Consider the following 15,632-nt stretch of genomic DNA (forward strand, 5'->3'; position numbering starts at 1 on the left):
GTTATATGTCGAGCCGGACAGGTATGATGTCAACAGCCCATCCTCTCTGGTAGGTAACGGCCCCGGAAGCAGGGCGAAGAACTTTCACTTCAGTCACGTATATCATACCATCTTCTGGGATTCGGGGAATCTCAATTCCGGGACGATCACAGAAGGCACCGCTCATAGCGACAAAAGTAATGACTGTCAGATGTTGCTCGACTGGATGAACTTGTCGGAACATAAGGTGGGGCTGTGGGTGATGGGGGATGATGTGGCGAACGATCTCGCTGGATCACCTGCCCCTTCGGCGCTTGGCCTTTTGAACGTCTGCGGGGTCGAATGTCTGAACGATAGTTACTTTGAGCTCTCCGGTGGCCATGTTGCCGGCGGTGTCGTGAATCCTCTGGTGGCGGGGGTTGGAATATATACTGGAATTACATACTATGTCTTCGGCGGCTGTCCTGTGATCAACGGTTTCGACGTACTCGAGACAACGGGCACCGGTGCCTACTCACTGCAACTGCCCGACTACAGCAGTAGCCAGTATTACATCGGAGTAACAAACAGCCAGCTGAACTCGGCTGCTAGTCCGATGCGCACATCATGGATCGGCCACAGTATGATGTATGTGCGTAATGTCGGAGAGGGCTATCCGGTTCGGGAAGAGCTGCTTCAAATGACAATGACTTTTTTCGTGGATTATACCTTCCCTCCTACGGGTACCGGAGATATTCCTGCAGTATCCTCTCTCACCCAGAACTACCCGAACCCGTTCAATCCGTCCACAACACTTAATTTCGGTATGGCGAAAAAAGGCCATGTGAGCCTGAAGATATACAATGTCGCGGGGCAGCTCGTGCGCATGCTGGTAAATGAGGAGCGCGACGCGGGCAGCTACAGCGAGATCTGGGACGGAACATCCGATTCGGGGTCGAAGGTCGCGAGCGGCGTCTACTTCTACAGGATGAAGACAGGCAGTTTCGAGCAGAACAGAAAGATGGTGCTGCTCCGATAGCATCATATTTTTTGAATAACCAGGGTCAAAAAAGGCCCGGCTGCCAGGTCGATGAAGGACTCTGCAGCGGGGCCTTTTTCTGTGTTACTGCGTTACGGCTCAGTCGAAATGCATGTTGATGATCGGAAGCACACGCGCACCTGATGGATTATTTTTCGCGATATTGATCAGGCCCAGCTGGATGCCCTGAAGATTTTCAGTAAAATTGACCAGGCCGATTGCGAGTCCCTGCTGGTAGTCGTTGTACCAGTTTACGCAACTCGCGGAAACCCCTTTCATCTCATCCGCCCTGACCATGATTCCTGCTGTGGCGGCTCCCGTTATCTTTCCGGCGCGGATACTGATCCCGCTGACTGCCAGGCCGAAGAGTTTGTTGTGTACCTTGATATCTATTCCGTGTGCTACGAAGATTCCCGCGTTCTCGGCCCGGATCCCGATCAGCTCAAAGTCTTCATCATCATCAATTCTGCCCCTGGATCTGGTTGTGATCAGGTCTCCGTTGATCCCTCCCAGGCCTCCGATCGCAATGCCAAAGATGTCGGATTCGGAGATTATGGCTCCGCCTGTCATGTGGATACCGGTAAGGTCGCGTTGGGACACTGTGACGATTCCGCTGAGAGAGATACCTGTCATGTCACCTTGCGAGACATTGGCGAGGCCACTGATCATGATGCCGGTCTGTTTTTCGTCAGCAACATTGGCGAGGCCGGCAACGCTGATACCGGTCTGTTCCCCATCAGCTACATTGGCAAGACCACCGACAGATATTCCTGTCATGTTTCCATCGCTGACGTTGGCAAGCCCTCCGACAGATATTCCCGTCATCTCTCCATCGCAGACGTTAGCCAGGCCCCCGACGGATATCCCGGTCACTGATCCATCGCAGACGTTCGCCAGGCCACCCAATGTAAATCCACTTACAGAGCCGTCAGTGACATTGGCAAGCCCTCCGACAGATATTCCTGACAACGAACCGTCGGTGACGTTGGCGAGTCCTGCTATTGAGATTCCGTTCAGGTCTCCCGCGATGACGTTTGCCAGCCCACCGCAGGTGATTCCGGAGGCACTGCCATCTGCAATGTTTGCCAGCCCTGCTATTGTTATCCCGCTTACCGGGCCATCCGCGACAGTGGCAATGCCGCTCAGAGCTATGCCGTTGATCTCTCCTCCACTTACAGTCGCGACACCGGCGACAGCTATTCCCGAAATGGAACATTCCGCTTCAACAGATAGAAGGCCCGCCAGCAGGCCTGAAAGCTCACACCCCGAGGGGCCGTAAAGTCCGAGGGCAATTCCACTGATCCTTGCATCCGGGTTGTATCCCGGCTTCCAGAGAGTGAAATTGAGACCGAGCACTTCTTCAACCTCGCTGTCCCGGAAGTTGATCCTGACCCCCTTCATGTGACTCGAATTTCCAAAACTCAGGCCATAACCATTGACAGCCAGGTCCAGGCTTCGATGGCTGTCGCTGCTTTCGCCGCGATATTTTCGAATATTATGGCTTTCGATCCCCATTGCTGAAGCGAAGCTGGAGAGAAGGAGAAGAGACAAAATGGACAAAGCTGCTATTCGTCTTAGCATTTCAAGCCTTTCAGTAATAGATCTGCCGGGAATAAGACATTTACGACTGTGCATTTGAAGCCTTTTAATAACTAACACGCACCCTCGTTCGGTATTATGTAATAAAATACGGATAATATCGAAGTATGTTGCATGGAAAGAGAAAACCCCTGATTATTATACAATCAGATCCTCGAGTATTTCTGAGGCTGATCTTACGAATGACAGGCATTTTTCGAAGTATTCCCTGTTTGCGTGGACAGAATCGTAACCTTCAGGAGTACTTATATCGACGCCCAGCAGCTGGTTGCATTCAAGGGAGCCATGTTTTTCTCTGAATCTGCGCGCAAACTCCTTTACGAGAGCATAATTTTTTTCCCTGATTTCAGTCTGTCCGGCTTCGGTACGTCCAAAATGAAGGCCAAGCACCATGAAAGCCCCTGTCACAGCGCCGCACACTCCACCCATCCCACCCATTCCCCCACCGAAACTGGATGCGATCTTCAGCGCGGTCTCTTTATCGAGCGGAGGCCCCTCAGCCCATGGAGCAAATACCGACTGAGAACAGGCGAACCCCTTTTCGAAGTATTCTATTGATTTTTTAGTCTTATCCATTATTTATTCTCCCGACTGACCAACCGTCTTCAGGCATCAATATTCAGTCTGCCCGGTTCAGCGTAATTTACAGCAAAGCATCATTCTGACAAAGCCGAAAATAACAAAGGGATGGAAGCTTGCCGAAGAAGGAAAGCTGATCGCTTCGCTGGGTGTACCAGATAAGCCCTGCCAGAACATCTTCTAATCCAGGCAGGCTAATGATCGCACGGTGTTTCAATCAGCAATCAAGGCTTGACTATTTAGGGCATTATACCTACGATTACTCTCGCTTTGGCAATCGAGACGGAAAGATAATTTTCAACCGTTTCCCCAGTTTTTGTATGAGAGAAACTTTACGATATTGCTACATCCTTGCCTTCATAGTGGCTGTTGCTATTATTGTTATCCCCGTTGTTGTCAGTCTATTCTTCATCAGTTCCGGATCTGGCTGCCCGTTTGATGCCTGTAATGTCATCGGTGGCAATGCGATGGCTGCCCCGGTAGTCATTGATGCGGACCCCAATCTCAAGGTCGGGGTCTACCAGAGCGAACCGTATGTATCGATCGATTCCACAGGGAGCGTGAGTGGAATCTGTGTCGATGTCCTCGAAGAGATAGCCGGAAAAGAAGGCTGGTCGCTGGAGTATATCCCCGGCAGCTGGGAGCGTTGCCTCTCGAACCTGGAGAGGGGCAAGATCGACATCCTGCTGGCGATCGCCTGGTCGGAAGAGAGGGAAGAGAAATACGACATCTCTTCGGAAACCGTTCTCCGGACATGGGGACAGATCTTCGTGTCGAACGATATTCCGATAGAGACGATTCTGGATCTCGATGGGCTGACCGTCGCAATCATGAAGAGGGATATTTATGGGCTTCAGATACGTGACATGGTGGACAGATTCGGAATAGAACCAGCATTTATAGAGCTGCAGGATTACAGTGCTGTACTCGAAGCTGTACAGAGCGGCAGAGCGGCGGCAGGACTGGTCGACAGGGTGATGGGTGGAATGCACATGGACTTCTATGGTGTCAGGGCTTCCGCGATAGTCATCTCGCCCATAGAAGTAAGATTAGCCTTTCCCCGGGGGAGTGGCGGTCTTGTCATGGATATCATCGACAGGCATATCAGGTGGATGATCATCGACGAGGAATCAATCCTTTACAAGTCTGCGAGCCTGCGTCTGGAGACGAATAGTGGCCAGGGTTTTTCATGGAAAGCCATACATTTTATGCTTTCGGTGGCGCTACCCCTGTTCGCAGTTCTGAGCATATTATTGATATGGCGGATAAAAAAGAGCAGGTCTGAGCTCTTGATAAGAAGTGCCAGAATCGAACAGGAGATGGAATTGCGTGTGGGTGCTGAGGGGAAGTTCAACCAAATAAAGGAGCGCTACAGCCGGATCTTCGATTCATGTCCTGTCGGATTTATCATCATCGATATGGAGGGCAGGATCCTTGAGATGAACAGTACGGCCGAAAAATATATCGGGCTTGCTCCCGGCGAGGGTAATGGAAAGACTCCCCGGGAGATTCCGGCGCTGGCGGAGAGCCTCCCCCTTCTGATGGGCTGGCTGAAAAGAGCTCGCGATACGGGCGAACTCAAATCGTTTGAACTGAGGATCTCTGCCGAGGCTACCAGAAAGGACAGGACCCTTCTGGTCAGCGCCAACCTGGACAGGAGTCCCGACAGAGACGACACGATCCACATCATAGCAACAGATATCAGCAGCAGGTCGCTGATGGAAGACCAGATCATGCAGATGCAGAAGATGGACGCAGTGGGAACGCTTGCAGGTGGGGTGGCTCATGATTTCAACAACCTTCTGACCGGTATCCTGGGATATGCCAACATGCTCAAGCTTAATTACAGGGACGACGAGGAAGTCTACAGGTCTGCGAAGCTGATCGAGCAGTCGGCCGAAAGGGCCGCCAGGCTGACGACCCAGTTGCTGGCCTTTGCCCGGAAGGGGAAGCATCAGATAAAAGAGGTCGACATGCATACCGTTGTCGGGAATGTCGTCTCGCTTCTTGAAAGGACGATAGAAAAGAATATCACCATAAGGACAAGGCTTGAAGCCGGATCCTTCGCTGTCTCGGGAGATCCGGACCAGCTCGAACAGGCCCTGATGAATCTTGTCCTGAATTCCCGGGACGCCATGCCGGGGGGTGGCAAGCTTGTGATCAAGACGGAAACGGTAGAGATCGACAGGATATATTGCTCAAGCCATCCGGACGCCCAACCGGGGAAATTCGTCATGGTCTCGGTCAATGATACGGGAGAGGGAATATCTGAAGAAATAAAGAGAAGGGTTTTTGAGCCATTTTTTACCACAAAGGGAATAAGCGGTGGCACCGGAATGGGTCTTGCGATGGTTTACGGGATCATCAGGAATCATGGCGGATCAGTGGAGCTTTACAGTGAAAAGGATCTCGGCACATCAGTGAAGATCTACATACCTCTTGATGAAGGTGGGAGCCTGGAAAGGCTGGGTCAGGACGAAAAAGAACCGGAAAAGGGGCATGGACGAATAATGGTAGTGGATGATGAAGTGATAGTCCTGAAGACCACCTCCGATATGTTGAAGAATCTCGGGTATGAGGTGGAAGCTTTCAGGGATTGCCAGAAGGCGATAGATCATTACCGCGACAATATGGACAGTATAGACATGGTCATTCTTGATATGATAATGCCGGTGATCGACGGTGGAGAGCTGTACGACAGATTGAAGGAGATGAATCCCCGGGTAAAGGGATTGCTGTCAAGCGGCTATATACTGGACGAAAGAGCGAGAGACCTCCTCGAAAAAGGAATAGACGGGTTTCTTCAGAAGCCGTTTTTCCTCTCCCAGCTTTCCGCGAAGGTATCCGAGATCATCGGATCATGATTATCCTGAAAGCGTTACTTCTGTCAATCCGTGAAGAAATCGAAGATATTGCCGAGCATGCTGCTCTCGGACCTGTATATTTCGGTATACTGACAACGGGTACATGTAACAGTGGCGAACTTTCTGTTCTGGACATCGAATACCTTCGTCCAGAATCCTCCAGTAGCACGGAATTCACCGATATCATAACCGGTATTCATACATTTAGGACATTTGTAATTGAGCGATTTCATCCGGAAAACCTCCTGTGACATGCATTTTGTCCTTCGAAGTGATTACACTATGTGGACAGAATATATTCAAAGGTTATTTCGTCTGGAACCCCACTGGTGCGGCATCCCGATTATTTTCTCTTTGACTGTATCTTCTTAATTGTTATAATCTAAGTTCCCTGTTTGATGGGGCAGTGTGTCCATGTAGGGAATCGCTGCTATCGACAGCGGCAGTCAGTGATATAGATCAAGGAATGAAATAAAGCGAGGAGACGTGAGTAAAAGCCTGAGATATAAAGTCATTATTGTGTTCGTGGTCCTTCTGGGATCTTTGTGGTTCCTGTACCCTACCTTCCGGCTCGTGATGATGGATCCCGAGGAAAGGCAGGCGTTGGCAGTCGAGTATCCAGAGGAATATGACAAACTGGAGAAAAAAACGATTAAAAGAGGACTCGACCTCAGTGGTGGGATGCACATCGTCCTGGAAGTCGATGATTCGAAACTCAGTGACGAGGAAAAGGTAGATGTAGTCGATCGTGCCCTGCAGGTTATCAGAAACAGGGTGGATCAGTTCGGTGTCTCCGAGCCCAACATAAAGAGAGAGGGTTCCAAGAGAATCATCATACAGCTTCCGGGCCTGCAGGACGAGGCCAGGGCAAGAAGGCTTCTGGGCCAGACGGCCATGCTCGAGTGGAGGCTCGTCAGACAGCAGGGTGAAGTAGTCGAAGTGATCAGGCGACTTGACGAAGTCCTGAAGGGGGAGCTCGGCGACTCGATCAGAGATGTCGTTGCGGCTGACCAGATTGCTTCCATCTCTGCGGGTGAGAGCTCAGCTCTGGATATTCAACCTCTGAGCCTGCCCGACACCTCGTCGGTCACGGGCGATTCGTTGCCGGTGCCATTGCCCGGGGACGATGCTCTCGCGCAGATACCTGTGCGGGAGATGGATCCTGATAAACCTTTCAGTTCGATGCTGACGACCTTCTACAGGGACTGGCTTGTCGTGTCTGAGGGCAATGTGGCCGGAGTCAGGAAGATGCTTGCAAGTCCTGAAGGGCGGGAAGCGATCCCTGAGGATTCCGACTTCCTCTGGCTGGACGAAGTCATGGATCTTCCGGAAGGTGGAAAAGGAAGGTTCCTCTTCCTGGTCGCCAGCGACGAGAAGGTATCAGGTAAGAACCTTCAGAATGCTACACCTGCTTCGGATCCGAATAATCCCGCAAACCTGCTTATCAGGTTCCAGTTCAACAGGGCTGGGGGCAGGGAGCTTGCCAGGTTCACAGGCAAGAATCTGAACAGATTTACTGCCATCGTTCTCGATGGAAAGATAAAATCCTATCCGGTCATCCGCTCCAAGATTCCGGACGGACGTGGAGTGATCGAGGGGTCGTTTACTGACGAAGATGCAAGAGATCTTTCGGTCGTCCTCAGGGCTGGCGCTCTTCCTGCAGACCTTATTCCGGTCGAAGAAAGAACGGTCGGACCGAGTCTGGGTGCTGATTCGATCCAGATGGGCATCCGCGCGGCCCTCCTGGGCCTTGCTGTAGTAATACTATTTATGGTCATATATTATAAAATGTCCGGTGTGATCGCTTCTCTCGCGCTGATCTTCAACCTGATCATCCTTTTCGGGATGCTGGCCTATCTCGGCGCGGCGCTTACTCTGCCGGGAATCGCGGGAATCATCCTTACTATCGGTATGGCGATCGACGCGAATGTGCTGATCTTCGAAAGGATCAGAGAAGAGATAAGGAAAGCCAAAACGGTCAGGTCTGCTATCGATGCCGGTTATGACAGAGCTTTCACAACTATTCTCGATGCAAATCTTACTACCCTGATCACCGCCGTCGTCCTCTGGCAGTTCGGTACCGGCCCTATCAAGGGCTTCGCCACGACGCTGAGTATAGGCATCGTGGGCAGTATGTTTGCCGCGCTGGTGTTCGGCCGTATGGTATTCGATCTGTGGACGAGAAGTGGCAAGGTCAAAAAAATAAGTATATAACGAGCTACCTGCAGAGGAGAGGAAATGCAGTTTTTCGGTGAGACAAAAATAAAGTTCGTGGAGTTACGGAACAAGGCTTTCGTGATCTCCGCAGTGATTATCCTGGCCGGACTCCTGTCCCTTCTGATAAAAGGCGGCCCGAACCTCAGTATCGATTTCGAGGGGGGGACGTTGATACAGGTCAAGTTCGACCAACACGTGCCGGTGGCGGACCTGAGGGCGGTAGTCGAAAAAGCCGGATATGAAAATGGCGAGATCCAGGGATACGGCGACGAAACAGAATATCTTATCACGATCGAGAAGATCAGCGAGGCAAAGGAGGCCGGCGAGGGCCTGATGGAGTCTCTCCTGGCGGCTGCTCCGAATGCTGGCTGGACCCTCGTATCGGTCAAGGAGATGTCGCCTGATTACGCGAAGAGCTTTGAAGGCGGGAATCTCGTGATCGTCGAGGCAAAGGCCATGCCGGACCTCGAAGAGTTAAAGACGGGTGTCAGGGAGAACGGGACGGGGTTTGTCGAGGTCACCCAGGAATCTGACAACAGGCTTGCTTTCAGCCTTCCTTACAGTGGAATCGAATCACAGGCAGCAGAGCTGCTCAAGGCTGAGATCTCGAATAGTTTCCCGGAAAGAGAGATCGAGATCCGTCGTACCGAGACTGTCGGACCCAAGATCGGTGAAGAACTCAAGAACCGTATGTGGGCAGCGATCATTATATCGATGTTCGGGATCCTGATCTATATCAGCTGGCGGTTCGAGTTCAAATTCGCGATCGGCGCGATTCTGGCCCTTGTCCATGATGTACTCATCACTCTCGGCATCTTTTCACTGATGGGCAAGGAGATCTCGCTCATCGTGATAGCAGCTTTCCTTACGATCGTCGGGTATTCATTGAACGACACAATCGTCGTGTTCGACAGGATCAGGGAAAATTTCAGCCTGCGAAGACGCGAAACGTATGATAACATGGTCAATATCTCGATCAATGAATCTCTCAGCAGAACGGTGATAACATCGCTGACCACACTTATCGTGATCCTCTTCCTCTTTCTGTACGGTGGAGAGGTTATCCACGATTTCGCGTTCGCGTTACTGGTAGGTGTGGTAGTCGGTACATATTCGTCGATCTTCGTTGCCAGCCCGATACTTGTCGAGTGGCAGAACAGGATCACGAAGAGGGCGAAGGCGAAGTCCTGACCGGCAGCCAGGCGAGAGGAACGACCGAAGCGGAGCGACCGTGATGACGGCTGTGTTGCAGCATACCGGCCTCGTACTGTTGTACGTATTATTTTTCCTGTTGAATCTACTTATCTTTGTAGGAATTCCGGGTAGCTGGGTCATGTTCGGTGGAATATTGATCTATGCGTGGATAACAGGGTTTTCAGCATTGGGCTGGTGGTACCTGGTCGCGATGGCGGCAGCTCTGGTCGTTGGGGAGATCGTAGAGGCTACCCTTGGCCTTGTAGTCGTTGCCGGAAAAGGGGCCACACGCTGGGGAGTGCTGGGTGCCTTTCTGGGCGGGATCATTGGAGCAGTAGGTGGAACCGCTGTCATTCCCGTTGTGGGAAGCGTGATCTTCGGCCTTCTGGGCGCGTTCGGTGGGGCGGTCCTCTGCGAATACATCTACTACAACTCTCTGGATCAGGCTCTCAGGACCGGATTCTGGGCTTTCCTCGGAAAACTCGGCGCGATGTTCGTAAAATTTGCACTGGGACTGCTGGCTCTGGGGATATTTGCCTGGAGAAGCTGGAACTGAGTCAAGGCACCGTGTTACGGTCGAACTGACCACTTTGTGACACACCATTCTCCAAAACAGGACAGTTTCGTCCTCGGAAACGACGTAACTTATTAAAAACGAACAAATTCTAATGGCACATGCCTTGCGGTTATCTATTAGGCCCATTAGGGCATGATGGGAGGCCTGCGCCAGGAGCGGGTCGATCCTCCACCCCCTCCAGCTTTGGAAGAAAGGGCTGTCGGATGGTTCGGCGTTTCGTGACAATATCGATTCTGGTCTTTTTGGTAGTCTTGCCACTTTCTGATGCCGTGGCGCAGAAGCGCGGGGACAAGAAGAGGGGAGGGGAACTGCTGAGCGAGATCAAGAATCCCCAGTCGGTTTTCCGGGCCATGGAAAGGGCATGGAAGAACGCCGATGCGAAATCGATATCCTCGATGGTGGGAAAGAGGAAGGCTTTCATTCATATTCGTGGTGCTGGCGACAGCGGAGGATTCTACAGCAGGTCCCAGGTATTCTATCTTTTCAAGAGGATGTTCAAGGAATACAGACAGCTCAAGTTTGAATTCGTCAAATTTCATAATCTGGAAAGACCCGACAGAAGGGTCTATGCGATAGCATATAGAAGCTGTAGGATCATGCGCAGCGACAAGGTCTTTCAGGACAAGGTGTATATAACACTGGGCAGGGAAGGCCGGGACTGGGTAGTCACGGAGATCAAGACCACTCGTTAGGCCGGATGACGGTTTCCTGGAGACTGTGGCTGTGAATATCAACAGGGAAAAAAAGATTTTTAATGCGGTGCTCTGGTCTTTTCTCGCTGGAGCACTGGTTTTCTATATATCGATGATATCGACGGGGAGGATCATCCTTCCCGCTCCCGTATGGTTCATGTTTCTCCTTCTCGATGCCGGGTTTATAGTCTTCATGTTCATCCCATACCCTGGGCGGATGCCGATAGGAAAAGCTCCGGGCCCTGGAACAGAGAGCAAATGGTATCCCCGCTCCATGTCTGATATCGTCGAAAAATCAGAAGATGAGAAAAAGCCATCCCACGCCGGTATCCTGGAAGTCGGCAGAGCGATTGGTCCGGTACCCCTCATTCCGCTTCTTCTCCTGATACCGATCATACTCTTGTCCATGTCGGGGGAGAGGGACATCGATAAATGGCAGGAGCAGGAGAGGGATAAGCTTCTTTCGATTTATGGTGATGCGGCAGCTCGGGTGGCAGATGTGGAACGGTTGGCTATGGAGACCGGCCGTTCAGTGGTGGAAAGGCTGGGTGTGGACTTTCAGGATACGATTGATTCAGTGGAGAGGGCTGGCTGGATCGACGTAGTGGATTCTCTGGCCCACGCAGCCGGAAATGGGGTTGAACCGTTCGGGCACCTGGGGATACAGGTCTTCTCGACCAGTGGAAAACGGGTTTTGTGGGGCGGAACGCCAAGGTTTGCCGGAAGGGCCGCCACCAGAGAGTCATCCCGGTCAGTGTTCATCAGCAGAACACAACTCTTCACACTTCTTGTCCACGAGACGGAGCTGCCCGACGGGTCCAGGATTCTGATAGATATACCGCTCGAAGTCGACTACCGGATAAATAATAGATTTCTGAGAAGCGAGGGGATAGGACTCACTCTGAGTAAAGAGTATGGGGAAGATGTGGATTGCAGGTTCTGGAGGGGTGGAGTCTCGAGAAAACAGGGATGGGATACCAGCCTTTTTAAGAATAAGGGTCCGAATATATATTCCGAGGAGGGTGGTAATGTAAGGGTTTACGGGCTGATTGAATCGTCGATGGGCCAGCCTCTTGCCCAACTCAACGTGACAGGCCGGTCCTTTCGCGCAATGTTGAGTGATGTGGAGAGTTCGCGGATCTTCAAAGCGGGGCTGCTTATCGTCCTGTGCGTGATAATTATTGCCAGGCACGTCTACCGTGTTCTGGCAAATAGAAAGAAGAGGGATGGGAACAGGATCTGGAACAGCGTCAGCAGGCTGGCTGTGCTTGTTTCCTTTCTGGCTTTGATAAGGTACATTCTTATCCGCCTGGAGATTCCGAGTAGAATATTCGGGTCGAACCTGTTTGATCCCTCACTCTTTGCCGACAATCTGCCGGGGGGGCTGACCAGGACCACGGGAGATCTGCTGCTGACGGCTCTCTTTTTTCTGATCCTTGTTTTTGGTGGGGTAAAGATATTCAGGACATATTACAGAGGATTCATGGAGAGAAGTGTCGATTCATCCGGGCGAGTGGTCCCGGTGAGGCTTGCACTGAAGGCTGTACTCTCATCTGTCGTACTGTTGGGTGTTGTCAAGATCTCCGGCATGATCGTAGCGAGGACGGTCCTGAACTCCAATCCAAGGCTGATAGGGTTGGATACGGAATTTTTCAGTGTTCCGGTGCTTTCGCTTCACCTGGCCCTTCTCCTGTCCGTATCGGCTGTTCTGATTGCAGGAATATTTCTTCTCCGGGTGATCTTTGTCTGGGGAGGGGGGAGACTTTTCGAGTGGATCCCCGCGGCGGGTCTCGCTCTGGCGGCAGTCATCTATCTGGCACATCCCCACTGGTCGCTGACCGTCGCTTCGGTCGCGCTGGTATTGATATCCGCGAGAATATTCCCGATGCTTCGGAAGGAGGAAGCGCTCACTGTCATCTTCGCTTCGTTTTTCCTCGTGTTGATCTGTTCGCTGGTCGTTTTCGGGACCGCTTTTGAGAAATACGATGAACTGAGAAAGAGTAAGGTGATCGAGCGTCTGAAGACTTTCAACGATCCAGATGACAACTGGTTGATGCTCGTTCTGCCCGATGTCTGCGAAGGAATATTCAACAGCCGGTCGGCGGTGGCAAAGGTCCTGTCCGGCAACAGATCGACTGCGTTCGAGCTATGGGCCGACAGTGGCATGAGCAGGTTCGGGTTTTCCTGTGTGTTCGACGTTTACAACGCCGGGGGCAGGCAGTTTTCGAGATTTTCTGTCGGTATGCCGATCGAAGTATTGAACGCGCTTCCCGGAGCGGTAAGGTCATCCCCACTGCCTGAAGTGAAAAAAGTTCTCAGAGAGACAAGAGAGGGTAAGGTCCATTTTCTCGTGGGGATCGCTCCTCTTTACAACCTTAACGGTGTGCCGGCAGGACGTGTAGAGATAAAGGTCCCATACTTCTACGAGAATCCGGAGCTGCTGGTGAAGGCCGGGCCGATGGCCCCGGAGATCTTTCAGAATATCGAGAGTGGGACCCTGGCGCCCAGGATCGATGAACCGGAGAATCTGCTGGTCGCGAGGTTGCGAAGCGACCGGGTGATCGATTCTTCTTCGCCGGTCCTTCCGGCCGGGTCGACTGTGGGCGGTCTGGAGGGTGAATGGTTCGATGTCGGTTCGGATGGAGTTAAATATACATGTACGAAGAAATATCGTGAAGGAGAAGATGGATTCCTCGCCGGCTACAGGAACCCGGGCCTGAACGAAAAAATATTGCAGTGGGCCATGGTAGTATCTCTGAATATCATCCTTACCGTGGTATCGATGATTGTTCTTTTCCTGACAAGAAAGCTCCCGTTTCTTGGCAGCGTGACTCCCGCAGTCTCATTTGCGGGAGGATTGAGTTTCAGACGCAAGCTGCTTCTCTCTTTCCTTGCTGTCTCCGTGATGCCGGTTATTCTTATGGGCATATTTTCCGGACGATACATCCGGTACAGGTTCAGAGCGGAGGGCGAGCGTGAGGCTGTTACGGCTGTTCGTTCCGCCCAATCGTTTCTAAGGCATTCGATAAGGTCAGAGGCGGAGGCTTTCTCGGAAAGCAGGTATCTTGGCGAGGTCCTCATTGGTTCAGAGACTCCCAGGATAGGCGACATGACACGGTTTCCAGGGATGCAGTTCACGCTCTGGGATGGCAAGGGGAACCTTCTTCTCGACGAGAGCCTGAGTGATTTTTCTTCTGTCGAGACATCTGGACTCATAGCGTCCAGCGAATCGGGGAAGGTGATGATCTCATACAGCTACCCCCACCTGTATGCCGGGACCGTTATCTATATTCCGATACCGGGAAGGCCGGCGGGGTATCTTTACTACAGGCGAAGGCTGGACGATGATTTCATCTCGGAGCTCGCGGCGGTCCTGGGGAGAAATCTGAATATTTATTTTGAAGGTCTTCTGAGGGTGTCGAGCGAAAGGGAGTTGTTTACCGGGGGATTTCTCGAGCCTCTTCTGTCGCCTCCTGTATACTCAGAGGTCGCTCTCGGCAGGGCCAGGATAGCTCTCAGGGACCAGAATCTCGGAGATTATACATACAAAGTGGCGGGGATCTCGCTGCCGACCTTCAGGTCGGAGGAAATGGGAGTGCTCTCGGTCCCTCTTCTATACAGGACGGCTTATATCAGAAACGAGATGCTCAGGTCTTATGCACTTATCCTCGGCCTGCTGGCTCTGCTGTTTTCGGCCGCGGTCACTCTGGGTGTATTTCTGGCCGGAAAGATAATCAATCCGATATCGGCGCTTCTCGGTGGGACGAAAAGGATCATCACTGGTGATCTTGAATTCAGACTGGAGGCAGAGGCCCAGGATGAGATCGGTGATCTTGTCGATTCCTTCAATACGATGACCGGGGCTCTGCGGGTGGCAAGGCGCGATCTCGTGGAGAGACAGAGATATCTTTCGGCGATCCTGGAGAATGTGGCGGCTGGAGTCGTCTCGACGGAAAGCGACGGAAGTGTCGTTACTGTCAACCCATCAGCAGCCAGGATGCTCGGAATGGATCCCGGCGAACTCGTCGGAAGAAAAATATCGAGTCTTAGCCGCGATGAACTGAAACCGTTCACCACGTTGTTTGAGCATCGGGGAGAAAAGACAAGAGAAGATGAGATCTCCCTGTTCAGTGGAGAGGACAGGAGAACGTTCAAGGCGGTCATCACAAGCCTGCGTGAAGGAGGAGAGGATCTTGGGACTGTCGTGGTATTCGACGATCTCACCGAACTTATCAGAACAAAGAAACTTTCGGCCTGGGTGGAGATGGCAAGACAGATCGCGCACGAAGTAAAAAATCCGCTCACACCGATCAAGCTCTCGGCCCAGCTCATGCGGCGGGCATACCGGGAGGACAGCGAGGAATTTCCCGTAATATTCGAGGAGGGTGTGGATACGGTCATTCAACAGACCGAGATACTTCGCCGGATAGCATCCGAATTCAGCAGTTTCGGGAGAGCTGTCGACCTGAGACCTGAGGCGATAGACGCCGGTGGATTCATCGAGAGTATAGTGTCCGGATACAGGGGCGCGGGACAGATCAAGGTGATACATGAAGCTGGAGACCCCGCCGTCCTCATGGCTGACATGGAGGCGCTGAGAAAGATATTGGTGAACCTGATAGAAAACGCTATGGACGCGATATCGGAAAGAGGACAGGTCGTAGTGACTCACCGGGTGACAGGTGACAAGGTGGAGATCATTGTCGTCGATTCGGGCAGTGGCCTTCCTCCGGAAGTAGAGGAAAGATTGTTCGAACCATATTTTTCGACGAAGACTAATGGTACCGGTCTCGGCCTGGCCATCTGCCGCAGCCTTGCGACAGAGATGGGGGGAGATATCTCGCTGGGGAACATTGAATCCGGGAACGGTGTAAGAGCAGTAGTGAATCTGCCGTTGGCATAACAGGAATGAT

The 15,632-nt window shown here is 52.1% G+C and carries 10 protein-coding genes; 7 read left to right on the forward strand and 3 right to left on the reverse strand.

Going from position 1 to position 15,632, the window contains the following annotated elements:
• Window positions 1-997 (forward strand): T9SS type A sorting domain-containing protein (locus KOO63_09095; GenBank protein ID MBU8921963.1); only part of this gene is annotated, 997 nt, incomplete at its 5' end.
• A 99-nt stretch (window positions 998-1,096) separates the two neighbouring features.
• Here KOO63_09095 and KOO63_09100 read toward each other — a convergent pair.
• Together KOO63_09100 and KOO63_09105 are read right to left on the reverse strand one after the other, a co-directional pair.
• Window positions 1,097-2,578, reverse strand: coding sequence for a hypothetical protein (locus tag KOO63_09100; GenBank protein ID MBU8921964.1), 1,482 nt, complete (start codon window positions 2,576-2,578; stop codon window positions 1,097-1,099).
• Between the two features lie 156 nt (window positions 2,579-2,734).
• Window positions 2,735-3,172, reverse strand: coding sequence for a C-GCAxxG-C-C family protein (locus KOO63_09105; GenBank protein MBU8921965.1), 438 nt, complete (start codon window positions 3,170-3,172; stop codon window positions 2,735-2,737).
• 323 nt (window positions 3,173-3,495) lie between these two features.
• Here KOO63_09105 and KOO63_09110 point away from each other — a divergent pair, with 323 nt between their 5' ends.
• The gene (locus tag KOO63_09110) at window positions 3,496-6,039 is read left to right on the forward strand and encodes a transporter substrate-binding domain-containing protein (GenBank protein ID MBU8921966.1); all 2,544 of its coding nucleotides are present in this window, start codon (window positions 3,496-3,498) and stop codon (window positions 6,037-6,039) included.
• A 23-nt stretch (window positions 6,040-6,062) separates the two neighbouring features.
• On the opposite strand, the gene KOO63_09115 is transcribed toward KOO63_09110, so the two are convergent.
• Window positions 6,063-6,272: a zinc ribbon domain-containing protein gene (locus KOO63_09115; protein MBU8921967.1), complete on the reverse strand. Its 210-nt coding sequence runs from the start codon at window positions 6,270-6,272 to the stop codon at window positions 6,063-6,065.
• A gap of 253 nt (window positions 6,273-6,525) precedes the next feature.
• Between KOO63_09115 and secD the strand changes: the two genes are divergently transcribed.
• The 5 genes from secD to KOO63_09140 all read left to right on the forward strand — a co-directional run bounded on the left by secD (window position 6,526) and on the right by KOO63_09140 (window position 15,622).
• Complete coding sequence (gene secD / locus KOO63_09120) at window positions 6,526-8,253, forward strand: protein translocase subunit SecD (GenBank protein ID MBU8921968.1); 1,728 nt, start codon at window positions 6,526-6,528, stop codon at window positions 8,251-8,253.
• A 24-nt stretch (window positions 8,254-8,277) separates the two neighbouring features.
• A complete protein-coding gene (gene secF / locus KOO63_09125; protein MBU8921969.1) occupies window positions 8,278-9,447 on the forward strand; it encodes a protein translocase subunit SecF in 1,170 nt (389 codons plus the stop codon).
• A gap of 43 nt (window positions 9,448-9,490) precedes the next feature.
• Window positions 9,491-10,006 carry a DUF456 domain-containing protein gene (locus KOO63_09130; GenBank protein MBU8921970.1) on the forward strand — a complete coding sequence of 172 codons (516 nt, stop codon included), beginning with the start codon at window positions 9,491-9,493 and terminating at the stop codon, window positions 10,004-10,006.
• Between the two features lie 224 nt (window positions 10,007-10,230).
• A complete protein-coding gene (locus KOO63_09135) occupies window positions 10,231-10,719 on the forward strand; it encodes a hypothetical protein (protein ID MBU8921971.1) in 489 nt (162 codons plus the stop codon).
• 31 nt (window positions 10,720-10,750) lie between these two features.
• Window positions 10,751-15,622: a PAS domain S-box protein gene (locus KOO63_09140; protein MBU8921972.1), complete on the forward strand. Its 4,872-nt coding sequence runs from the start codon at window positions 10,751-10,753 to the stop codon at window positions 15,620-15,622.
• The last annotated feature ends 10 nt before the right edge of the window (window positions 15,623-15,632 follow it).

Source organism: Candidatus Latescibacterota bacterium, from assembly GCA_019038625.1.
In the GTDB taxonomy this organism is placed as follows: domain Bacteria; phylum Krumholzibacteriota; class Krumholzibacteriia; order Krumholzibacteriales; family Krumholzibacteriaceae; genus JAGLYV01.

What these genes read in the sequence shown, in the direction of transcription:
- KOO63_09100 (MBU8921964.1), bottom strand. Translation starts at nt 2,578, where the DNA reads ATGCTAAGACGAATAGCAGCTTTGTCCATTTTGTCTCTTCTCCTTCTC.
- KOO63_09105 (MBU8921965.1), bottom strand. Translation starts at nt 3,172, where the DNA reads ATGGATAAGACTAAAAAATCAATAGAATACTTCGAAAAGGGGTTCGCC.
- KOO63_09110 (MBU8921966.1), top strand. Translation starts at nt 3,496, where the DNA reads ATGAGAGAAACTTTACGATATTGCTACATCCTTGCCTTCATAGTGGCT.
- KOO63_09115 (MBU8921967.1), bottom strand. Translation starts at nt 6,272, where the DNA reads ATGAAATCGCTCAATTACAAATGTCCTAAATGTATGAATACCGGTTAT.
- secF (MBU8921969.1), top strand. Translation starts at nt 8,278, where the DNA reads ATGCAGTTTTTCGGTGAGACAAAAATAAAGTTCGTGGAGTTACGGAAC.
- KOO63_09130 (MBU8921970.1), top strand. Translation starts at nt 9,491, where the DNA reads ATGACGGCTGTGTTGCAGCATACCGGCCTCGTACTGTTGTACGTATTA.
- KOO63_09135 (MBU8921971.1), top strand. Translation starts at nt 10,231, where the DNA reads ATGGTTCGGCGTTTCGTGACAATATCGATTCTGGTCTTTTTGGTAGTC.